The organism is Collinsella sp. wc0583 (assembly GCF_046116915.1).
GTDB lineage: Bacteria > Actinomycetota > Coriobacteriia > Coriobacteriales > Coriobacteriaceae > Collinsella.
Window position 1 is genome coordinate 29,505 of record NZ_JBJXBN010000007.1, and the last position, 22,326, is coordinate 51,830.

Here is a 22,326-nt window from a genome sequence, read left to right on the forward strand (position 1 = left end):
TGCGGCTCGACGGCGAGTCGTCGATGCCTACAGACGCTTGAGAATCACATAGCGGTTGAGCTCGCCGCTGCGACCGTCGGCATGGAAGCGCTCGAGCTCGCGTACGGGAACCTCGCCACTCTTGTAGAACGTACGGACGCCACGCACCAGGTCGGTGATCTGCTGATCGTCAAAGTGATGGCAATAGCGGTAGGCGTGGCGGTCGTTTTGCCAGCCGATGAGGTGGTCGCCGGCTTCAAACTGCGCTGAATCGTAACCCTCAAACGGCGGGGTGAGCTCGGCGCGGGCCTCGGCTCGAACGGCCTTGCGCGCCATGCGCTCGTCGTTCATGAACTCCCAAAAGCTGATGGCGATGATGCCGCCTGGGCGCGTCTGCCGCACCATGGCGTCGAGCACGCGTACGCGGTACTCGCATGACGGTACGTGGTGCATAAAGCCAAAGCAGACCGAGATGTCGGCGAGTGGGGCGTCGAAAAGCACGTCGGGCGTCTCGGCGGGGTTGAGCTTCATGAGAGCGTCGAGCACATCGAGTTCCTGGAAGTGCAGGTTGGGAATGCGCAGGGCGTGACCACGTGCATCGATGGCCAGGTCTTGGCACGAGTCGACACCATAGAACTCAAACGGGCAGCTGGCATCCGCCGAGGGGTTTGCGCCGTCGACGCCCTTGGCGGCAAGTGCGCCGCCGGCGGCAAAGTTCTCGAATCGCATATTGCCGCAGGCAAGATCGAAGACGCGGACGGGATGCTCGATCGTGGCGACGTCGAGCTGTTCGAGCGCGATGTCCATGGTACGCACCCAGCCGGGCCACGGGGCTTGGCGCGTATCGGAAAAGGAGGCGGAGTGCTCGCGATAGAACGTGTTATTGAGCTGGATGAGCGATGAGGCGAAATCGCGGTTCACGGCGCGGAACTCCCTCCGTTGGCGGTGCGAAACAAACAGTACGACCATACTACCGTTAACGCCGCAACGGGGACAACCAAGCTACGGGTCATTGCTTTGTTTGGACACATTTCCGCAGCTCATATGCATCCGCAACCGCCGGTTGTCAAAAATCTCACTAGAATAGGTGGCATGCTTTTGGCGGTGGCGGATACATTTTTAACTGTGCAAGGCGCCTTAAGAACAAAAACGGTCCGGCGGCACGGCTGGCATCACATAGGAGGAACCATGAATGTAGAAACTGCGCAGCGGCTCGCCGACCTTCGTCGCAGCAAGGGCTTTAGCCAAGAAGGGCTGGCGCGAAAGCTGGGACTGTCGCGCCAGGCGGTCAGTAAATGGGAGCGCGCGGAGAGCTCGCCCGATACCGAAAACCTGATCTCGCTCGCCAAACTCTATGGCGTGAGTTTGGACGAGCTCCTCAATCCGAGCGATGAGATCGAGGACGATATCGAGTTTGAGAACGAGGACCGCGCTCGTCAGCGCGAGGCCGAGGCGGCAGAGCGCGCCCGCACCCATGAGGCAGCGGCGCGTGCGACTGAGGCGGCAACGCAGGCAAGTGACGCGGCAGCCAAGGCGGCGCAGGCGGCAAGCTGGAGTGCGCAGGCCGCCAATGCGGCGACGGCTCAGGTGACGGGTGCCGTTGCGGCCGGCCCGACTCCGGTGAAGGGTCCGTTCCAGTCGTTCCCGTATTGGGCCGTGTGCTGGCTGCTGTTCTTTTTACTGATGTTCCTGGTTGGTGTCAGCCCCTTTCCCGCACTGATCTTCTTTACGATCCCCATCTATCACTGGGTGGCACGTGCGCTCGATGGCGATTGGGCGCGCGGGGATATCCAGGTTGGTTCGGCGCCGGCGGTCGCTAGGACTAAAGGGGAGGACGTTTCCACAGCGGTTGACGCTGACCTGGCTGCCGCGACCACCGCTGAGTCGAGTGCCAAAGAAGGTGATGAATGATGAAGCTCTCGCATGAGTCTAAGAGGCGCTTGGGCATTGGCATCGGAGCGTTTGTGCTTATCATCGGACTTGTCTTTGGCGTTTCGCGGACATTGATTCATTTTGATGGCCCGTGGGATCTCGACGATGTTGTATCCGGCCTGTCTGGTATGGACGATGTGGTGGACGAGGGCGATCTTTTGGATGACGGTAACTATTCCGCTCAGCCTCAGCAGCTTTCGAGCGAAACCTTTGATGCCGACGCGTTCACATCGCTTGACTTGGACGTGACGTCGGGCACGGTCGAGGTCAAACACGTCTCCGGCGGGCCAGTGCGCGTAATTGAAAGCGGTCGCGTGGCAACGGGGGCCGTTGCCTTCGATGCGGCAACCCAGAACCTGGCCGAAATCAAGGGCTCTACGCTCAAGATTCGCCAGTTCGATTGCGATGACGAGCGCGCCATTGACCGCACGGTTACCGTCGAACTGCCGCGCAAAGTTGCCGATAACATGGTGGGCATTACAGCGAATGTAGGATCGGGTGATCTGACGGTCGCGGGCATTGCGTGTCATGACCTCAACCTGACTCTGGACTCGGGAGACGTTGAGTTTACGGGCACCGTGACCGATACCCTGAATGCCGAGGTCGGTTCGGGCGATGTGACGTTCGAGCTTTACCCGGCCCCCACGAAGTCGATGGACGTGAGTGTGGGCTCGGGCGATGTGGAGATGACGGTTCCGAACTCGACGGGCTTTAAGGCGAGCCTCACCTTGGGCAGCGGCGACTTCGAGAGCGATTTCCTTCCGCTTGGCTACGACGGCGAGACCATTTTGAATCTTGAATTCGATAACGGTGACAAGTCTGCCACGTATCGTTTTGAGGTCGGTTCGGGCGACATGTCGTTTGATTCGGAGTATTGAGGCAGACGAAAGCCTAGGCGAAGATATAGACGCGCTGTTTGATGAAGGCGCCGAAGCCGAGATCGGCTCCGGCGCCTTTGCCTTTACAATGGGGGCATGGAACAGATTATCTTGAACATACTCGAGGCTCTGCGTCGCGGCGAGACCGTGGATGACAAAGCGCTCGTCAAACTGATACATGCCGAGGCGCGCCGTGAGGGTGCCGACAAACGCGATTTGGCCAAGCGCCGTCTGCTGCCGTTCTACCAGCGGGTTAAACGTGAGGAGCCGGCTCGTTGGGCTGGGTGGAATGTCGGTGCCGAGCTGGAACGTCAACTGCTGCAGGTGCTGCGTATGAAGCCTCGTCGCACGGCTTCGGGCGTGGCAACCATTACCGTCATCACCAAGCCGTGGCCGTGCTCGGGCGATTGCCTGTTTTGCCCCAACGACCTGCGCATGCCCAAAAGCTATTTACATGCCGAGCCGGCGTGTGCCCGTGCAGAGCAAAACTGCTTCGATCCATATCTGCAGGTGAGCGCCCGTTTGACCGCGCTTTCGCAGATGGGTCATGCGACCGATAAGATCGAGCTCATTGTGCTTGGCGGTACCTGGAGCGACTATCCGCAAGGGTATCAGATGTGGTTTATGTCGGAGCTCTTCCGCGCGCTCAATGACGATGCCGTGGCCGGCGTGGCGGCCAACCCCATGTTGGCGCGTCCGGGCATCAGCCGTGCCGAGGCAGGGCGCCTGCTCGATGACGCTCCCGCCGATGCCCTGCCGCCGGTGGTGGCGGAGCGTCGCGAACGCTATCGGGCCGTCGGTATTGCGACCGACGAGGCCGAGCTTGCGAGCGGTGTTACCGACGAGCAGGGGCGTGTGGATGCTGCCGTGGGTGGCTATAACCGCGCGGTGCGTCGTCTGTACGGCCCTGGTACGCCGTGGGGCGAGGTTGCCGAGTGGCAGACGGCCACGATGGAGGAGCTTGAGCGTCAGCAGCGCGTCAACGAGACGGCGAAGCATCGCGTGGTGGGGCTCGTTGTCGAGACGCGCCCCGATGCTGTAACGCCGCAGGCCCTCAAGCTCATCCGCCGCCTGGGTTGCACCAAGATTCAGATGGGCATCCAGAGCCTCGACCAGCACCTGCTCGATATCAACGAGCGCCGCATTTCGGTGGCTCAGATCGAGCAGGCGTTTTCGCTTGCGCGCCTGTTTGGCTTTAAGATCCATGCGCATTTTATGCTCAACTTACTGGGCGCCACACCCGAGGGGGACAAGCGCGACTACGAGCGCTTTATGACCGAGGGGGCCTTTATGCCCGACGAGGTCAAGGTCTACCCGTGTGCGCTCATTGAGGGTTCGCGTCTGGTGGGCTGCTATGAGCGCGGCGAGTGGCGTCCCTATACCGAGGAAGAGCTGCTCGATGTGCTGGCCGACGATATCGTGGTGACGCCGGCGTTCTGCCGCATCAGCCGCATGATCCGCGACTTTAGCTCCGATGACATCATGGTGGGCAACAAGAAACCCAACCTGCGTCAGCTCGTTGAGAACCGCCTGGCTGCTCGGGGGGATGGTGCGACGGTGCGCGAGATTCGCTATCGCGAGATCAGCACGGCGGGTGCCGACTTGGATGAGCTGACCCTTGACGAGGAGGTGGCGTACGAGACGCCGGTGACGCGTGAACGCTTTTTGCAGTGGGTGACGCCCGAAGGCAAGATCGCCGGCTTTTTGCGCCTGTCGCTGCCCGACCATTCGTTTGTTGCCGCGCATGCGGACGAGTTGCCGACGACACCGGACGAGGCGATGATTCGCGAGGTACACGTGTATGGCATGGCGGCACGCGTGGGCGACCAGGGCCAGGCGGCGCAGCATCACGGGTTGGGGCGTTTGCTCGTAGAGCGTGCGTGCGAGATTGCCCGGGATGCGGGTTATGCGCGTATCAACGTGATTAGCGCGATTGGCACACGCGAGTACTATCGCCATCTTGGATTTTATGACCATGGCCTTTATCTGCAAAAGGAGCTCTAGATGAACAAGCCGAGTGTTTCTGCCGGCGTCGTTGCCGGCGTTGCTCTGGGAGCCGCGGCGCTTGGTGCGGCCGCTGTCGCCGTTCGTGCTGCCTGTCTGCAGGTTGCGCGAACCCGCAATGGGTTGGCGCGCGTGAAACGCGTGCACGATGAGGGCGGCGATGAGATTCGCGTGCTCGTGCAGGGCGGCGTCTACCAAAGCGCGAGTTACGTTGGCGAACGCTGGGCGGAGCCCGTCTTTGTGTACTATCGTGCATTTGACGACGTGTTTGAGGCTGAGGAAGCAATGCGTGATGCTTACGGGCATGGTATCGACCGTATGCTCATGCTGGGCGGCGGCGGGTTTGCCTATCCCAAGTTTGCGCTGATGTCGCACGAGGGCTTGCGCATGGACGTCATTGAGTACGATGCCGAGATTACGCGCCTGGCGCGCCGTTGGTTCTACCTGGACGAGCTGGAGCGCACGGTGGGCGACCGCTTGCGGGTGATTACCGCCGAGGCTCGCTCGTATCTGGGCGTGACAAGCGTGGGTCATCGTCGCTACGACGTGGTCGTGAGCGATTGCTTTGGCGGTGCCGAGCCCGTACGCGAGCTGGCGACGGTTGAGGCGTTGCGTTTGGTGCGGGGCAGCCTGAACCCCGGGGGTATCTACGTTGCCAATATCGTGAGCGCAAACGAGGGGAGCGACGTGACGTTCCTGCGCGACTGCGCTGCCACGGCACTCGAGGTATTCGCCCACGCCTGGGTGGTCCCATGCGGTGATGCGGAGTTCGGCGGCGAGGAGAACTACCTGCTCATCGCCAGCGACGGCGACTACGCCTTTGCTGAAGCTGTGCCTTTCGATGCCGACTTTCTCGGTGCCGCCCTCCACGACCAGCATTGGGAGTAGTCAATTTGTGACGGGCTCTATGGTTTTGTCAATCATACGCTTCATCTATTTTCAGCATGACGCATCTGGACGCCCGGCGCCAACGCGCCTCATCTTCGGTTGATTCCGCCGCCCGCTAGGCCAAAATTGTCATCGGAAGTATCAAATGAACAAGCAAGCCACTACGCAACTGCACGTCTATTCCGCCTTTTTCGTTCTCACGGGATTTGTTTTAAATCGGGGAGTGTTTCTACTTTTCCTTGCGGAGAAAGGAATGTCTGTCACGGAAATCACGCTTTATCAAGCCCTGTTCAACATTGCAACGGTCGTCCTCGAGCTACCAACAGGGCTGGTAGGCGATTTCTTTGGAAAGAAGTTTTCGATTCAAGTGGGCGTGCTGCTGCTTTTCTTCCATACGGCCGGCATGCTGTTGCTCTCAGGTCCCTTTCTTGTTGTGCTTTCCCTTGTTGAGGCGCTCGCCTACTCCCTTCAATCGGGATCCGAACAAGCACTTTTATATGAAATTGTTCGAAATGCCGGTCAAGGAGAGCGCTTCCTCACCATCAACGCTCGGTTGCTCGCCGCGCAATCAATCGCTACGGGAATAGCAATTGTACTCGGGTCTTTCATTGCCCAAGTGTCTTGGAGTGCCCTCTACATATGTGTCTTCGTTTTCTATCTCCTGCAGCTTTTCCTCCTGTATCCCATTGAGAGGACGGAAACGACCCGTTCTGAAAGATCAGAAAAGGGGAGGTTTGACGCAGCCAAGATGTTCAGGGGCGAAACCTGGCGCGTTGGAGAATCCGCATTTGCGATATTGCTTCTCCTCATCGGCACAAGCATGCTCGACGGATTCTACGGGAGTTATTACAACTTGAATCAGTTGGTATTCGACGCGTTTCATGCTCCCGTCTCCATAATAGGAATCTTTTTCGGTGCATCCTATGCAGTAAATGCGACGGCCTACATTGCAGCAGATTTCTTCTCATCGCGTTTCGGGAAAAGAAATACCATGCTCGGCTCGATGCTAATCGAGGCGGGCCTTTTCTTGATTCTTCCGTGGTTCGCTTCAAATCCTTTGTGTTTGTTTGGCCTTAGCATGGTGCTTTGTTTCCTCCCAGAAGTGGTGTACATCACTTCGGAAAACTTAATCCAAGACGGGATAGCGGACGATCTCCGTGCGACGATCCTTTCCGCCGCGTCTCTGGTAAGGGCCCTCTTTTCCGCATTGTTTTTCTCCGTATTTGGACATGTGTTGGGGTCATATCCCATTCAGATGGCGCTCGGTATTATTGGCGCAATCGCGATAGCGATCACCGCCGTTGTTTCATTAAAAATTGGTGGAATACATGCCTTCAAGAATTGATGTATCGATTGACGAGCTGCCAGAAGTTTCGAGCCTTCTTGATGGCTACGGGTGTACGCGTTAGCTTTGAATCGGTGGGCCTTAATGCCGAGGAATATCAGCGTTTTATCGATGCTGGCGGAATAGTAATGGTCTCGGGCGAAGATTGCTATATCTTACCAGGGGTGAACCGTTTAATCCTGCCCCAGACTAGTGACTTATAATTGCGGCTTCCCGTCTACGTCTGCACTAGACGTGGATGCGGGAAACTTCCCCTTAATGCAATTCACAATATGTTGAAAATTCAGGTCGCGGAATGCGATAGGTCTTAGTTTTTAGGTGCTGCAGTCGGCAATTTACTCTGCGGGTTTTGGCACTATGAAGGAATTTAGACTTTTCTTGTAACATTAAAATCACAACGATTGGTGGTTGCAGCCCTGCTTAGCAAATCTAATTCCTGAATAATAAGCACCTTACATGACAAGTGTACTTTACCGTTCTGCCCCTTTTTGCCCGTAAAGACAAGGGGTCTTCTGCCAGTTACCTTTTGTTTTTGCAGGGGAGGGGCTATTTTGACGGCCACTACATACGAGATTGATCTTATTTGCGGTCCATCGAAATCGTTGGACGACATTAAGTAGCTATAATAGCCCCGTTCCAAAAAGACTGGTTAACAAGCCCCGTCCCAAAAGGGACTGGTCTTAGGCGTGGTCGCCCCAGCCGAGAACGCGCTGCTTCATGCCCTCGATGTCGAGCACGCCTTCGGCAAAGCCCTTGCGCACGAGCTCTTCGGGAACAAACTCGTCGTAGCGGTCAAAATAAGGCACCTCGCCGGGATAGACGAGCTCGATGGGATCGAAGTCCTTCTCGGCCTCGGCGGCGAGCACCTCAAAGAACGTCTCCTCGTCGGCCTTCATCTTAAACTGCATAAAGTACGGGCGTGATGGGTCGAGTCCGCGAAGGCCCAACTCCGCGGCACACTTAATCTTGAGCATGCGCTCGAGGGCCAAAAAGGCGTAGCTGCCCAGCCAGGGGAAGAGCACCCAGGTATCGCCGCCCAGGTTAATGAGCGGTTTAGTTCCCGCGCCCGAAATCTCGGCCGTATGACGAGCCTGCGCCAAGCGGGCCCGCGCGTTACCCATAAGGTACGGATACGCCGCGTGCTCGTTGAGCGCCTTGCGCATGCGCTCGAGTACGTGTGTATTGATGTCGCCGGGGCAGTCGCCAAAGTAGGCCGGCACCCGGCCCTTGACCTGCGTGGCAAAGACGGTGTGGCGCTTCCAGTCCACTTCCTCGACAATCCAGCAGTGTCCGGCGATGGCGATGCGCTCACCGGGCGGTGGCGGATTGACGATCGTGCCCAACTCGGCCGACTCGCTGCGAACGGTGAACTCCTCGTTTTCCTGGAATACGGCGTAAAACTTAAAGTTGTTGATGATGCGCTCGCCCGCGAGACCCACGATGAGTCCGCCGCCCTCGGTGACTTGGATATGGTCGATCTTAATGAGGTGACGCAGTAGCACGCGATAGTCATCGGCCGAGACGCGGTGGAAGTAGCTGAGCGTGAGCACGCGCTGGGCAAGCTCTGCCGGCGTGAGTTCGCCGGTACTGGCAAGCGTCGACATGGTCTGGTGATAGAGCAGACTGTAGGGGAGTCGATCGAGCTCGGGCGGCTCGACCCACTTTTCCTCGCGATAGAGTTGTACGAGTGCGATGCCCTGCAGGAGCTTCCACGGAATGGTTTCGGGCATCATCGTGCGCGGCTCGGGTTCTTCCTCGCGCATGACAAACCACATCTCGGGCGGAAGGTCGCGGCGTCCCGTGCGCCCCATGCGCTGCAAAAAGGAGCTGACGGTAAACGGCGCGTCAATCTGGAAGGCGCGCTCCAGGCGGCCGATATCGATACCGAGCTCCAGCGTAGAGGTGGTGACGGTTGTCTGTGCCTGCTCCTCATCGCGCATGAGTTCCTCGGCCGTCTCGCGCAGCGATGCCGAAAGATTGCCGTGGTGGATGAGAAAGCGGTCGGGCTCGTGTCGGCTCTCGCAGTAGCTACGCAGCATGGAGCATACGGCCTCCGCCTCCTCGCGCGAGTTGGCAAAGACCAGGCACTTGCGGCCGCGGGTGTGTTCGAAGATATAGCCCATGCCGGGGTCGGCGTTGTCTGGTGCTGTGTCGGTGGGGTTGAGTAATGCCTGTTCGGGTGCTTGGGGGATGTCGACTTCGCCCTCGGGGGCCGAGGAAGCTTGGCGGTCCTTGGGAGCGGCCTTGCCCCGTGCCCGCTCACGACGTTGACGGCGCTCCTCTTGTGTGGGCTGTCCGCTGTGACGCATGTCTTGGGCGCCGGCGGGCAGTGCCGCGGATGCCGCCGCCTCGATGCGCTCGCATGCGAGTACTTCGGCTTCCTGCGGACCTGTGCCCATGAATCCCCGCTGCTGTGCCTGGGGACCCGAGTTGTAGAAGTGCTCCATGGAGATGCGCCACACGCGGCGCGGTTCTTCAAAGCGGGGGATAACGCAGTCGCGCCCCGTTCCCTGTGAGAGAAAAGCGCCCGTGCGCTCGGGGTCGCCGATGGTGGCCGAAAGGCCAATGCGGCGAGGCTGCACGCCAGCCATGCGCGAGAGTCGCTCGATAAGACAGAGCGTCTGCCCGCCACGGTCGCCGCGCATGAGCGAATGAACCTCATCGATGACCACATAGCGCAGGTCGCAAAACATGCGCGGGATCGCCATGTGCTTATGGATTAAGAGCGCTTCGAGTGACTCGGGCGTAATCTGCAAGATGCCGCTCGGTTTTTTGATGAGCTTAGCCTTGTGCGACTGCGAGACATCGCCATGCCAGTGCCAGACGGGGATATCGGCCTCTTCGCAGAGGTCGTTGAGGCGGACGAACTGATCATTGATGAGCGCTTTGAGGGGGCCGATGTAGAGGGCGCCCACGCTTGCGGGCGGGTTCTCCCAAAACTCGGTCAGGATGGGAAAGAAGGCTGCCTCGGTTTTGCCGGAAGCCGTGGATGCCGTCAGGAGCACATTGTCCTGCGTGTTAAAGATGGCATCTGCTGCCGCAACCTGGATAGAGCGCAAGCTCTCCCAATCGTGGGAGTAGATGAAGTCTTGGATAAACGGGGCGTAGCGGTCAAAGGCGTTCACGGGGCCTCCTCTCAAAAACGAATCTCTCAACGCGGCTGGCAATGGTTTGCTGCATTGCCGTCTCAACGTTTGTGCAGATAAAACCTGCCAAAATAAACCTGTCCCTTTTTGGCAGGTTAGATGGTGAATTCGGCGAAGTTGCGGTCGCCGTCTGCGGTGCCGGTGTCGCCTGTTGCGGCTGCCGGCGCCAGCGTGTCGCCGCCGACGCTTTGCAGCAACTCAGCCACGTTTGCATCGGGATTCTGGCACAGGATATCGAGCAGCTCGATAAAGTCGCGGATGACCTCACGCGGCGTCAAGTGCGTATCGGCTCCCACGCGGCCAAACTCAATCTTGAGAAAGTCCACCAAGTCGTTCTCGGTAAGCGTGGGCGTCCAGCCAAAGTATCCGGCATGGATCTGCATGAGTTTTTCGATCAGCACCAGCAACTCCTCGTAGGTGAGTGGCTGCAAGCGGATGATGGGCGCGAGCATGTCCTTAAGATCCTCGCGTGCAAAGCGGCCTTGAGCGAGTCGGCTGCGCAGGGCTTCGTAGGAGAACACGCCACGGCGGCGGTCTTCGATGGAGGTTGGCGTGCCGCCCATGATCATGCCCAGGTACTGCGCCTTGCCCTGGAGCGTGTCGTTGTACATGGTCAGGATTTTCTCGTAGTTGTATTGGCGTGTGATGGCGTTGGGAATCTTATACAGATTCACGAGCTCGTCGATGAGCACCAGCATACCCTTGTAGCCGCTGCAGACCAAAAAGCGCGCAACGAGCTTAACGTAGTCGTACCAGTCGTCATCGCTGATGATGGTCGAGGATCCCAGCTCGGCGCGTGCCTCGCTCTTGGTACGGTACTCGCCGCGAATCCATTTGGTCACGCGGCTCATAGCTTCTTCGTCGCCCTCGGATACGGCCGCGCGGTAGCGGCGGAGCATGCGGGCGAAGTCGAAGCCGTGGACCATTTCCTCGAGCGGGGCCAGTTGGGCATTGACGGCAGACTCATCGACATTGGCACACGAGGCGACCCAGCGATCAAGGATAAGGTTGAGCGCACCGCCCTCGGGGCGCGTTTTAGTGGATATGTTGCGGATGAGCTCACGGTAGGTGGCAAGGCCCTGTCCCTGCCCGCCCTGCAGGCGGCGCTCGGGGGATAGGTCGGCATCGGCGACGACGAAACCCTCACCCATGGCGTGCGTGCGGATGGTCTGGAGCAAAAAGCTCTTGCCGGCGCCGTAACGACCGACTAGAAAGCGGAAGCTCGCGCCGCCGTCGGCGATGAGACTCAGGTCGGTGAGCAGGGCGCGGATCTCGACCTCGCGCCCTACGGTGATGTAGGGAAGGCCGATGCGCGGGACCACGCCGCCCTTGAGCGAGTTGAGAATGACGGCGGCGACGCGCTTGGGCACGCGGGGTGCTGTGGGTGCGGTATCACTCATGGTCTAGGTATCCTCTCACGTCTGCTTCGTAGTCCTCGATAATGTGCGGTCCTGCTGAGCCAAATTCAATAACGGTGTCACCCACCAGGTCAAAGAGCGCTTCGTTGATGCTATCGACGAGCATGTCCTCGCCCTGGCCCGACTGTGCCACTGCCGATGCCGTCTGGGCCATGTTCTGCTCGAGCAACGCGCGGAGATAGGCGTCTGCGGCAGGCGCGAGTTCGTTCGTGGCGTCAGCGGGCGCAACAGCTGCGAACACGGGCGTCGGTGCGAGGAGCGGTGCCACGACGCCAAACTCTTCGGTGGAGACAGTCGGCTCGTCGGGTTCGTCTTGCTGTATGGTCATCTCTCCAGGTTCGGCAGTCATGTCGGGCGCAGACTCGGTGCTCGGTTGCTCGATAAGTGTCGCCTCGGCTTCCACGGGTGCGCCATCCTCGCGCTCCTCATCGATCAAAAGCGCTTCGCGCGTTTGCGCGGCGGCGCTCCGAATGTGCCCCAGCTGACTCAAATCGATATCGATCTTGACAGGCTGGTGCGCGGCGTCCCACGAAAGCCATGCCACGATCTCGTCATCGATGATCTTGGCCAGATATTTGGGGACCTTCTCCTCCTTCAGGGGGTGGGCAGGGTCTAGGGCCAGGCGTAGACGTTGGTCGCAGGCGCGCATCATCTCACCAAGCTTGCTGCTTTTTTGCCTGCTGCCGTGAATTCGCATGCATTCCCAAAAGCCGTTTTGACAACGGTAAATATGGATGGGGTCCAGACGGTATTCGCAATCCTTGTGGCGCTCGGGCGCAAAGAACACGGCCGAGGCAAACATGGTGTAGGGCATGGCCGTCTCCTCCCCAAACAAGCTCGCCACGATACCGGTCTTTCGGTGCGTGTCATAGTAGCGCGCCATACGGACATACACGGCGCATGCCACGTGGCGTAGATCGCGATGGTGGCCGCGATCGAGTCTTGAGTTATTGAGGTTATACGTGGAGAGGGCATTGATGGCGGCCATGAGTCGCTCCTCGCGCGCCTCGTCGGGCGGAAGGGGGAGCGTAGGCTTGGAGGCCTTGCGACGCGCAGGCGCCAGGTCTGACGGCGTCGGCGCGGGCGCAAGGTCTCGCGCCGCACGCCGCAGTTCGATGAGGGCGTTGTCGAATGCGACGGTTTTAGAGTCGCGAAGTAGCTTGGGGTCGAGTCCGTGGAAAACGGCGTAATCCTGCAGCCACACGCGTGCAAACCGGTCGATGCCGGGCTCGAAGGCGCGATAGGCATCCCAAAAGGCCTTGATTTTGTTAAAACCATCGAGTGGGTCATCTACGCCAATGCCGCAGATCAGCTCATAGAGATACAGGAAGGCAAAGGACGTAGACGTTTCCTCGACGGTTCCGCGGCGCACTTGGGCGCGCCAAGTAAAATAGCCGCGCAGTTGCCGATCACTCATGGCGTTGTAGGTGGGAAAGTACGACTTGAACGTACCGTTGTAGGGACAGTCGTCCTCAAAGTCGGCCATCAGCAGGCCTTGACGGTAGAAGAGCTCAGCTTCCGAAAGCCAGCGTCCCGCACCGCCTTTGGGGTCATCCTGCCAGCGCGATATCTCGCGCATCTTGCGGTACTGGTCGGGAAGGAAATTCTGCATCTGTCGGCCGGTCTTGAGAATCGGCTCGTCAGCATAGACTTCGTTTGAGAAGCGAGCAGACTGATGGGTCCGGGCCTCGGCCATAATGCGCTCGATGAGCATCTTGATGTCCTGGTCGGCCACCGTTTCTCCTCTCCTAACGCAGCTTCGGTGACCTCATATCATAGCACAGCATCAAACAGGTGTTCGAGATACCGCTACGTAGATAGATTTAGAACAGGAGGGCGTAGATGACGGCTATGACAACGGAGGGGAGCATATTGGCCGTGCGGAAGGTCTGAGGACGGATGAGGTTGACGCCGACGCAGAAGATGAGTATAGAGCCCACGAGCGATAGACTGTCGAGGGCGGCGGCGGTCATGATGGGGGAGAGCGCGCCGGCAAACAGCGTAATCGTTCCCTGGAATACGGCAACGGGCAGGGCGGAGAAGATGCAGCCGCGGCCGAGCGAAGCCGTCATGGTGCAGACGATGATGCAGTCCAACGCGCCCTTGAGGGCAAGCGTGGACCAGTCGCCGAGCAAGCCGTCTTGGATTGATCCCACGATAGCCATGGCACCGATGCAGACGGTCAGCGATGTCGAGACAAAGGCATTGGTGAACTCGTTGTCGCCTTCGCTGCCGGTTTTGCGCTTGAGCCATTCGCCCAGATTTTCGATGCCGGCTTCCAGGTTTATGGCCTCGCCGATGAGCGAGCCAAGGGCAAATGAGACGATAAGCATGGTGGTGCCGGTGGTCGCCAGCGTTTTCCCGTCAATGACGAGCATCTTTTGCATGGTGCCGCCCAGGCCGATAAACAGAACGCACAACCCCGACGCCTTCATGAGCGTGTCTTGGATGCGGGGCGTAATGAAGCGCCCGCCCATGAGGCCCAGCAGACCGCCCGCGATCAAAAGCGCGACGTTGATGACCGTTCCCAAACCCGGCATGAACCCTCCCATATTGATGCCAACCTGGCAATCGTAGCAGAATGGGCTGCAGGGTGCGTCATGCCTCATCCTATACGTTATATAAGTGGTATTAACGACGGCATTTGGTGCCCAAGCCTCAGCCTCCCATCACGACATAGGGGCTGTAATCGAAGCACAGCGTCATGAGTCGCTGCGGGGACTCAATGGCCGCGGCGATGATATCGGCATCTCGAGCTCGGTCAAATCCCTCGAGCTCAATTTGATACGAGACGTCTTCCATTTTATGGAGTATCCGGTTATTCAGGAGGTTCTCACCGTCGAATTCCTCGGTTTTGCCTCCATCCGAGGTTACGGCATACAGGTGCAGTTTTGCGGTGGTCGCAGGGTCGACGACCGTGAGGTTGTCGATTTGGTTGGCCGTGCCCTTTGCCCCAAGCAAGGTGAGCAAGGTGGGGGCTACGACCTCGCCCGATGGCAGAAAAACAACTTCGACGGTTTTAGGGAATGCGATAATGGCCGCTTTGCGGACGGGCTTATCGGCAACGGTGACCTCAATGCTCGCGGCGTCGACGGTTTCCGTGCGGTCGAGCGCGACCATCATGCAACAATTGCCCTCGTCGATGTCTGCCGGCATGGGACACCCCAAGTTTTCGCCAGCTTGCGTGCCGCCCACTGCGGCGGCCGTTTCGCTTGGCTCGCTGAAAGTGGCTGAAGGACCGCTCGATGGCGGTGTTATGCCGCCTGGTGCGCCATTGTCCCCAGGCGCTATTTCACCGCTGCTCTCGCTGGAGTCGCTTGCGATGTCACCTGTCGAGGGGGCGAGTCCGACCGCTCCTACTCCGCTCCATTCCATCTCGAGGAGCGCCGGATCGACAAGGGCGTGATGCACATCTTGCGTTTCGGTACTGATATCGACAGGACCGGGATCTGTCCCTCGCGTCAGGCTGAGCGATCCGGTCCGCTGTTTGCCCCGAATCTCCTGGCTTTCTGTGTCGCTCGCGTAGAACATCAGGGCGATCTCGCCATTCGCTGTGGCGTCGGTGCCCACCTTGGTCATTTTCAGCGATGCGGTGAATGAGATGGCGGGCTGCGTGCCATCGGCGCTCGAGGGGACGCAGCCCAGGCATACACCTCCTCCGTCTTCGAAAAATGTGCTGTCGAAGGCGACCGTTGCCCCGTCTGCCGAGTCATCGGACAGGGTGATGTCGAGGCGCAGCTCCACGTCGCAGGAATCGCCATCGGCATCAGTTGCAACCGCGCGCCATGTGAAGATAGCGCATCCCGTTAGAGGACCGTCCGTTGTGCGCGAGTGCTCGGTATCCACGACTATCGAGCTATTTGCGCGGCGACGGAGGCACCCCGAGGTCGAAATGCTTGCCTGCGCAAGGGAGAAGCGTTGGCACGCGATGGCGCTCATCTGGTTTGTGGCGAGACGGTTGACGGCAGGTAAGGGGACGTTCACGGCGGGTGTCGCTAGAGCGGCGACGGGCATGCCGGTGGCAAGCGCGCTGCAGAGCAGGGCAACGGGCAAAAGGTTCTTTGATGCCATGGGTTCTCCTTACCTGTTCTGGACGGTCTCGATTTGCGTGGCTACTGGCTGCGTTTGATGCGCAGGCCAAGGCCGATGGCGCTTGCGCCTGCCGCGGCGATTCCTGCTGCCAGGAGTTGTCGCGTGTCGCCCGTTTGCGCTAGGGGCTCATGTTGGCCACTGCGTTCGAGCTTCGATAGATCGACAGTCACCTGCGTGGCAGCCTGCGCCTGCTCTTGTTGGGCAAAGGCGGCGATTGGGGCAAACGTTACAACGCCGATGATGAGGGCAAGGACAATCGCCTTAGGCCGTGTGCGCACCGGGCTCGACCGTCCACGTAATGCTTGCGACCTGGTCGCCCTCGCCAGTCACATGGAAGATGTCTCGCGTGACGCGGGCGACATTGCCGCTCGTTTTGAGCTTAATCTTGTCCGTACCATCGGCGATGCCCTGGTAGCCCATGTCGAAGGATGCATTTTTGGAAAGGTCGAGACCCGCTTCCTGCGTTGCGGCGTGAGCGTCTTGGAGTGCCTTGTCCGGGCCAACCTTAAAATCGATGGAGTTCTGGGCGGTTCCCGTCTTGGCGTCGGCGACGATGCTCCAGGAGTTCTTGGCGCCGATCTTCATGTTGGTAACGTGGATGCCATAGGCCGAAAGATTGTCGATGGTGGTTGTATTCTCGGAAGGGCCCTGAAGCGTGCCATCGGCCTTGGCGACAAATGGGATGACGGTCGGGGCTTTGAACTTGATGTTGTCGATTTGGGTCCTGATGGTCACGTTGGTGGTTCCAGTGCGTCCCTCCGCCAGGGCGGGGGTCGGCGCGGCACCCATTGAGAGCGCAAGCATCAGCCCCGCGCCCACGACAAGCGCCCTGGTTCCACTCAGGTTCCTGGTGATGTCCATAATCGTTCCTTTCTATTCGTCACGGACCGTTTCCGTGAGGGTTAGACGAAAGCGGCACGGGTGCGCATTTTCATAACAGGTGGCAGGTCTAGTCTTCTGCCTGCGCAACCCGCACCTTGACACGCGTGGGATTGCCATGGACGTCGTAGGTCTTGGCGTCGAGCGCCTGGATCTCGATATACGCCTCGCCTTCTTTGATGTCGCCTGCAGGGCAGGCCTCAACGGTCTTGCCGGTCTCGACCACGCCCGATTCATAGATGGTCTCGTCGTTTTGGATCACGCGGAAACGCTGGGGAAACTTGTTATCCTGGACGTTTTGCACGTTGACCCGCAGCTTGCCGCCTTTCTGTAGCTGGGCGACCGGTGCGACCGAGATCGTCATCATGTTGTCGCGGACGATGGCATCGAGCTCGTCCTGGATTTCCTGACGCGACTTACCCTCTGCCGCTGTGACCGAGGCACCGGTCTCGGCGACAGGCTTTGACTGCCAGGCGTAAAGGCCGACGGCGATAAGGGCGCAGGCGATGGCCAGGCAGACAACGCCGAGCCTTTTTCGATGTTTTGACCCTAGGGGGCTCGACTGCTTCCTTGCGCTCATGCGGCATCCTTAGTGGTATAGACGCGCGCGAACGTGGACGGATCGGCACCAAAGAGCATGTGGAGCATGAGGCGTCGCGAGTAGATGAGCTCGTCGAAGTTTGGGTCGAGTTTGATGTCGTGGATGTGGGCGATGTGGTGAGCGAGTGCCGAAAACGATTCGGGATCGCAAATCACGTCGGTGGTGACGTGATAGACAGCCGCATCGGGAAATGCCTCCTCGTCGAAGGGCAGAAGATACGGGTCGTCGTCAACTTCGATAGCGACGCCGTACTGGGGCCAGTAATATGCCATGGGAACCTCCCTGTTTTTGGGCCAAACCTTCCATTGGCTTTGGCTGTCGATGCCGACCGTATCAGCCGTAACTTGACCAATTTCTGACCAAATGCTTGACGGATTTACATCGCCGCAGGTGAGAGAGGGTAAAAAATATCTCAACTTTTTTCGGGCGCCAATTGCATGCGTGGCAGCGATGGGAAGGAGCGCGTTAAATAGAGCGCCTGCCGAGAAAACGCTGCCGCTCGCCGAATTGCGCAAACGTAAAATTCGCCAATTATGGAGACGGTCTCAGTCACGTCGACGAAACGATGCGGTAACATCTCCCTGCAAACACTGTAGTTAACTAAAGGGGGAGTTCGCGTGTCTGCAGCCATCAAACCCTTCGGCGACGAGTTCGAAGAATATGGTCGCGATGAATCTCGCACATCGGGCGAGGCGTCGAGCATCTCGTTTCCGACAACGGAGGACGAAGTCCGCGCCATTCTGCGAAAGCTCCATGCCGAGCATGTTCCGATAACGGTCCAGGGTGCTCGGACCGGTCTGGCTGCCGGTGCCGTGCCCCACGGCGGCCACATCCTCAACACTTCTCGTATGAATCGCTACCTGGGTCTTCGCCGCGACGAGCGAGGCCGTTTTCTGCTGCGCGTGGAGCCGGGCGTCGTGCTTTCGGAGTTGCGCAAGCAGCTGGGTAAGAAGGCATTGCCGACCGCTGACTGGGATCAGGTATCGCTTGAGGCCTATGAGGAGTTCCAGGCAGCTCCTGAGCAGTTCTTTCCCACCGATCCCACCGAGGCATCTGCCTGCCTGGGCGGCATGGCGGCGTGCAATGCCTCTGGTGCCCGCAGTTACGCCTACGGCCCCATGCGCCCGCACGTTACGGGGCTTCACGTGGCACTGGCGGACGGCGACCTGCTTGAGCTTCATCGAGGTCAGGCGCACGCTGACGCACGCCACTTGTCGCTCGTGACAGCGGAAGGCCGCGCGCTCGAGCTGGATCTTCCCGGCTATACCATGCCCAAGACCAAAAACGCGTCGGGTTATTTCGTTGCGGACGATATGGACGCCATCGACCTCTTTATCGGTGCGTGCGGCACACTCGGCGTCATTACCGAGCTCGAGATCGCCCTGCAGGCGGCACCTTCGGTCGTATGGGGCGTGAGCTGCTTTTTCGACAGCGAGAACAAGGCAGTGTCCTTTACCGATTCCGTGCGCCCCGTGCTGTCCCATGCCGCCGCTATTGAGTATTTCGATGCCGGCGCCTTGGATATCCTTCGCCGCCAGCGCGAGCAGTCGACCGCGTTTGCCTCGCTGCCGGCACTCGACGATGAGGCAAAGGTCTGTATTTACGTGGAACTCGACTGCGACGACGAGGCTCAAGCGACTGAGGAGCTGTACCACCTGGGATGGGTTTTGGAGCTTGCGGGCGGCCGCGATGACGCGACCTGGGTTGCGCGCACCGAGGTCGATCGCGAATGCCAGCGGTTCTTCCGCCACGCCGTCCCCGAGAGTGTCAACATGCTCATCGATGAGCGTCGCCGCACCGACCCCACCATTACCAAACTGGGGTCGGATATGTCGGTACCCAACGCGCGCCTGGCCGATGTCGTTGCCTTCTATCGCCGCACGCTGGCCGAAAGCGGGCTTGAGTCTGCCGCCTGGGGACATATCGGCAACAACCATCTGCATGTGAATATCCTGCCGCGCGATGCGCAGGACTACCGTCGCGGTGGTGAGCTGTTTGCCCGGTGGGCTGCGGAGGTAACGGCTATGGGCGGCGCCGTCTCTGCCGAGCACGGCGTCGGCAAGATCAAAGCGGGCTTTTTGGAGACGATGTACGGCCACGAGGCCATGGTCGAATCGGCTCGACTCAAGCTGCAGCTCGATCCTGCCGGGCAGCTGGGTCGTGGCAACCTATTTTCGGAGAAGCTCTTGGATGAACTCGTCCAGAAAGGGGGCGCGTGAAGATGAGCGATTTCCATATGGTGGTGTGCGTCAAGGCGGTACCGGGAAGCACCGAGGTCAAGATGGACCCCAAAACCAATACCATCGTGCGTGATGGCAAGCAGGCGGTCATTAATCCCTTCGATGCAAGTGCCCTCGAATGCGCGCTGGCGCTCAAGGACGACTTTATCGGCTTTGGCATGGATGTGCGCGTGACGGTGGTGTCGATGGGTATCCCTGCAACCGAATCGCTGCTGCGCGACTGCATTGCCCGCGGCGCCGATGATGCGCTGCTGCTGACCGATCGCGCCTTTGCGGGCGCGGACACGTTGGCGACCACCTATGCCCTCAAATGCGGTATCGAGGCGCTCGACGAGGACTTCGACCTGCTCATCTGCGGCAAGATGGCGGTAGATGGCGATACCGCCCAGATTGGCCCCGAGCTGGCCGGCGCCTTCGAGATTCCCTGCGTGACCGATGTGAGCTGCGTGCAGAGCGCAGGTTTTACGACGTGCGGTGCGCTTTCGCTCGTTCACGGTTGCGATGCCGGCGAGGAGACGGTCTATCTGGAGATGCCGTGCGCGATGACGACCGCCAAGGAGATCGGCCAGCTGCGCATGCCGAGCATCGCCGGCATTCGCGCGGCCGAAGATGCGGATGTGCGGGTGGTCTGTGCTGCCGATGTACATGCTGACCCTTCGCGTTGCGGCCTTACCGGATCGCCGACGCAGGTCGTGCGCTCGTTTGTGCCCGACCGCGACCAAACGTGCGAGGCCATCGAGGGCACGCCGGTCGAGCAGGCGGCAAAGATTGCCAAGATTATCGAGGGGATGGCATAGATGAGCGGACTGATAATCGATAGCGAGGCGTGCGTTGGCTGTGGCCGCTGCGTTCGCGCCTGTGCCTCGGGTGGCATTGTGATGGAGGGCGAGCGCCCCAACCGCTGCACCCATGTGACCGACGGCTGTATCTTGTGCGGCGGGTGCGTCGACGCCTGCCCCGTCAATGCCATTTCGATCGAGCGCGACGAGGCCGCTGGCGCGGTTGACCTCGATGCGTATCGAGACATATGGGTATTCGTTCAGACCGACGATCACGATGTCGTGGCTCCGGTGGCCTACGAGCTCATGGGTAAGGGGCGCGAGCTTGCCAATGCTCGCGGTTGCCGTCTGGTGGCATTGGCCGGCATGGGCCCCGAGGGCTCGCTTGAGGACCTGGAGCATCTGGTCTGCGCCGGTGCCGACGAGGTCGTGGTCTGCCGCGACGAGCGACTGCGCCAAAACGATGCGGAGATCTATGCTCGTCTCATCTGCGATTTGGTGGCCGAGCGCAGACCCGAGGCCATTCTGTACGGCGCAACCGCCTTTGGTCGTGAGCTGGCGCCCGGTGTGGCCGTACGCTTGCAGACGGGCCTTACGGCCGACTGTACGGTGCTTTCGATGGATACGGAGACGGGTCTACTGCAGCAGACCCGCCCGGCGTTTGGCGGCAACTTGATGGCCACCATTATCTGCCCCAATCATCGGCCGCAGATGGCAACGGTGCGCCCCGGCATCTTTGGGGCACCCAAGTTTGACTACAGCCGCTCTGGCACGATTACCCAGGTATCGCTTGCGAATGATGTTAAGGCCCGTGTCGAGATCTCGATTCCCGCCGAGGAGTGGGGGCAGCAGGCATCAATTGCCGATGCCGAGCGCCTGGTCGTGGTGGGCCGCGGCATCGGCTCCAAGAAGAATCTGCCCCTGATGCGAAAACTCGCCGATGCCTTGGGTGCCGAGCTTGGTTGCACGCGTCCCGTTGTGGAGGCAGGCTGGTTGGAGTATCGCCACCAGATTGGCCAGACCGGCGTGTCGGTTTCGCCCAAGCTCCTTGTGAGTATCGGCGTTTCGGGCGCTATCCAGCATCTTGCCGGCATCGGCGGCGCGGAGTGCATCATCGCTGTCAACGAGGACCCGGATGCCCCCATCTTCGGCGCTGCGCAGTACAAAGTTGTCGGTGACGCCGTCGAAGTTGTCGAGGAGCTTCTGGCCCAGCTCGAGCGCTAGGCGCTGGCCAGCCAGGCTCGCATCTCTTTCTTTAGGCGTTCCCAGGTCGCTTGCGTGGCGGGGTCGGTAAAGGGCCGCACGATGCCAAAAGGTGCGTCGAGCAGGCGGTAGATATCGCCCTGCTTGCGCGTCAGCGCGCGGCTTGCCGGATAGACGAGCTCAAACATAAAGCAGATAAGCCCCACCAAGTAGTCCGCGGGCTCATCGCGCTCATCGCGCGTGACGCAGCGGTGCTCGTCAAAGGCAGCCAGCGTCGGTGCCGAGAAGTGGCTGGCAAGAAACACGTCCTCATCCACTTTGAGGATGGTGTCGATGGTGCTGTCGGCGATGGTGCGCATAATGTCGACCTTGTCGCCATCGCGCACAATATCGCAGAAGCGCCGCGTGCGCTCGTCGAGCTGCGCGGGTAGACGGAAATCGCTGTGATAGGCAATGCTTGCGCGAATCAACTCGTCTTCTACCGGATCGTCGATAAAGTCGCGGATACTTGTTGTCGCGGGCGCGTCTGCAGGGTTTTCGCCAAAGAGAACCTCGACGCCCAACGCCGCATGACTCATGCTCTCGGCATCCTTAAACGTGTCCCAGCGTCGCAGCTGCTCAAAGCGGCCCATATCGTGCAGCAGGCCGCAAAGCCACGCTAGGTCAATGTCCTGAGGTGACCAGCCCTGTTCGCGTGCCACGGCATCGCATGCCTCGGCAACGTGGTACGTATGCTCGATTTTGAGCGCGATACGCGGATTGGCGGCATCGTAGGCATCGGTGTAGGTCTTGAAGGCCGCGGCAGCCCGCGTTCGATCGATAGCTGTCATAATGACTTCCTAAAAAGTTGTGTCTTTCTGTGTCTTTCGATCCGGTGGCAATTGTAGGTGAACTCGGTTGCCATCGGGCGATGGTTCTGCCGCGTCGTTGAATGCGGCTCGG

The 22,326-nt window shown here is 59.7% G+C and carries 19 protein-coding genes; 8 read left to right on the forward strand and 11 right to left on the reverse strand.

The annotated features are described in order from the left end of the window. Window positions 1–27 precede the first annotated feature (27 nt). Window positions 28–900, reverse strand: coding sequence for a hypothetical protein (locus tag ACKUUJ_RS07205; protein WP_409065155.1), 873 nt, complete (start codon window positions 898–900; stop codon window positions 28–30). A 267-nt stretch (window positions 901–1,167) separates the two neighbouring features. Here ACKUUJ_RS07205 and ACKUUJ_RS07210 point away from each other — a divergent pair, with 267 nt between their 5' ends. From ACKUUJ_RS07210 to ACKUUJ_RS07230, 5 genes are all read left to right on the forward strand, one after another. Beyond that, window positions 1,168–1,890, forward strand: coding sequence for a helix-turn-helix domain-containing protein (locus ACKUUJ_RS07210; RefSeq protein ID WP_409065156.1), 723 nt, complete (start codon window positions 1,168–1,170; stop codon window positions 1,888–1,890). Beyond that, on the forward strand, window positions 1,890–2,789 hold the full coding sequence (locus ACKUUJ_RS07215; protein ID WP_409065157.1) for a DUF4097 family beta strand repeat-containing protein: 900 nt from the start codon (window positions 1,890–1,892) through the stop codon (window positions 2,787–2,789). Before ACKUUJ_RS07210 ends, ACKUUJ_RS07215 begins: the two co-directional genes overlap by 1 nt. Window positions 2,790–2,885: 96 nt before the next feature. Then, on the forward strand, window positions 2,886–4,793 hold the full coding sequence (locus ACKUUJ_RS07220; RefSeq protein ID WP_409065158.1) for an elongator complex protein 3: 1,908 nt from the start codon (window positions 2,886–2,888) through the stop codon (window positions 4,791–4,793). Next, entirely contained in the window at window positions 4,794–5,681 is an 888-nt protein-coding gene (locus ACKUUJ_RS07225; RefSeq protein WP_409065159.1) for a spermidine synthase, read from the forward strand. Between the two features lie 145 nt (window positions 5,682–5,826). Continuing rightward, the gene (locus ACKUUJ_RS07230) at window positions 5,827–7,026 is read left to right on the forward strand and encodes an MFS transporter (RefSeq protein ID WP_409065160.1); all 1,200 of its coding nucleotides are present in this window, start codon (window positions 5,827–5,829) and stop codon (window positions 7,024–7,026) included. A 680-nt stretch (window positions 7,027–7,706) separates the two neighbouring features. Here ACKUUJ_RS07230 and ACKUUJ_RS07235 read toward each other — a convergent pair. The 9 genes from ACKUUJ_RS07235 to ACKUUJ_RS07275 form a co-directional block, all read right to left on the reverse strand. After that, window positions 7,707–10,151, reverse strand: coding sequence for a DEAD/DEAH box helicase (locus ACKUUJ_RS07235; protein WP_409065161.1), 2,445 nt, complete (start codon window positions 10,149–10,151; stop codon window positions 7,707–7,709). A gap of 116 nt (window positions 10,152–10,267) precedes the next feature. Continuing rightward, window positions 10,268–11,572, reverse strand: a complete 1,305-nt coding sequence (locus ACKUUJ_RS07240) for an ATP-binding protein (RefSeq protein WP_409065162.1) — start codon at window positions 11,570–11,572, stop codon at window positions 10,268–10,270. Beyond that, on the reverse strand, window positions 11,565–13,325 hold the full coding sequence (locus tag ACKUUJ_RS07245; RefSeq protein WP_409065163.1) for a TerB N-terminal domain-containing protein: 1,761 nt from the start codon (window positions 13,323–13,325) through the stop codon (window positions 11,565–11,567). Before ACKUUJ_RS07245 ends, ACKUUJ_RS07240 begins: the two co-directional genes overlap by 8 nt. Before the next feature lie 88 nt (window positions 13,326–13,413). Then, complete coding sequence (locus ACKUUJ_RS07250; RefSeq protein WP_199574386.1) at window positions 13,414–14,130, reverse strand: DUF554 domain-containing protein; 717 nt, start codon at window positions 14,128–14,130, stop codon at window positions 13,414–13,416. Between the two features lie 118 nt (window positions 14,131–14,248). Beyond that, a complete protein-coding gene (locus ACKUUJ_RS07255) occupies window positions 14,249–15,661 on the reverse strand; it encodes a hypothetical protein (protein ID WP_409065164.1) in 1,413 nt (470 codons plus the stop codon). A gap of 41 nt (window positions 15,662–15,702) precedes the next feature. Next, window positions 15,703–15,960, reverse strand: a complete 258-nt coding sequence (locus tag ACKUUJ_RS07260; protein WP_409065165.1) for a hypothetical protein — start codon at window positions 15,958–15,960, stop codon at window positions 15,703–15,705. Continuing rightward, a complete protein-coding gene (locus tag ACKUUJ_RS07265; RefSeq protein ID WP_409065166.1) occupies window positions 15,944–16,543 on the reverse strand; it encodes a hypothetical protein in 600 nt (199 codons plus the stop codon). Before ACKUUJ_RS07265 ends, ACKUUJ_RS07260 begins: the two co-directional genes overlap by 17 nt. 88 nt (window positions 16,544–16,631) lie before the next feature. Continuing rightward, entirely contained in the window at window positions 16,632–17,141 is a 510-nt protein-coding gene (locus ACKUUJ_RS07270) for a hypothetical protein (RefSeq protein WP_409065167.1), read from the reverse strand. Further along, complete coding sequence (locus tag ACKUUJ_RS07275) at window positions 17,138–17,434, reverse strand: hypothetical protein (RefSeq protein ID WP_409065168.1); 297 nt, start codon at window positions 17,432–17,434, stop codon at window positions 17,138–17,140. The genes ACKUUJ_RS07270 and ACKUUJ_RS07275 overlap by 4 nt, the downstream gene beginning before the upstream one ends. Window positions 17,435–17,779: 345 nt before the next feature. On the opposite strand from ACKUUJ_RS07275, the gene ACKUUJ_RS07280 reads away from it, so the two are divergent. Genes ACKUUJ_RS07280 through ACKUUJ_RS07290 form a run of 3 tightly spaced genes read left to right on the forward strand, consistent with a single transcriptional unit; the run spans window position 17,780 to window position 21,405 of the window. Further along, window positions 17,780–19,381 carry an FAD-binding oxidoreductase gene (locus tag ACKUUJ_RS07280; protein WP_409065169.1) on the forward strand — a complete coding sequence of 534 codons (1,602 nt, stop codon included), beginning with the start codon at window positions 17,780–17,782 and terminating at the stop codon, window positions 19,379–19,381. A gap of 2 nt (window positions 19,382–19,383) precedes the next feature. Continuing rightward, on the forward strand, window positions 19,384–20,199 hold the full coding sequence (locus ACKUUJ_RS07285) for an electron transfer flavoprotein subunit beta/FixA family protein (RefSeq protein WP_118081271.1): 816 nt from the start codon (window positions 19,384–19,386) through the stop codon (window positions 20,197–20,199). Continuing rightward, entirely contained in the window at window positions 20,200–21,405 is a 1,206-nt protein-coding gene (locus ACKUUJ_RS07290) for an FAD-binding protein (RefSeq protein ID WP_409065170.1), read from the forward strand. On the opposite strand, the gene ACKUUJ_RS07295 is transcribed toward ACKUUJ_RS07290, so the two are convergent. Further along, the gene (locus tag ACKUUJ_RS07295; protein ID WP_409065171.1) at window positions 21,402–22,214 is read right to left on the reverse strand and encodes an HD domain-containing protein; all 813 of its coding nucleotides are present in this window, start codon (window positions 22,212–22,214) and stop codon (window positions 21,402–21,404) included. The genes ACKUUJ_RS07290 and ACKUUJ_RS07295 overlap by 4 nt on opposite strands. Window positions 22,215–22,326 lie beyond the last annotated feature (112 nt).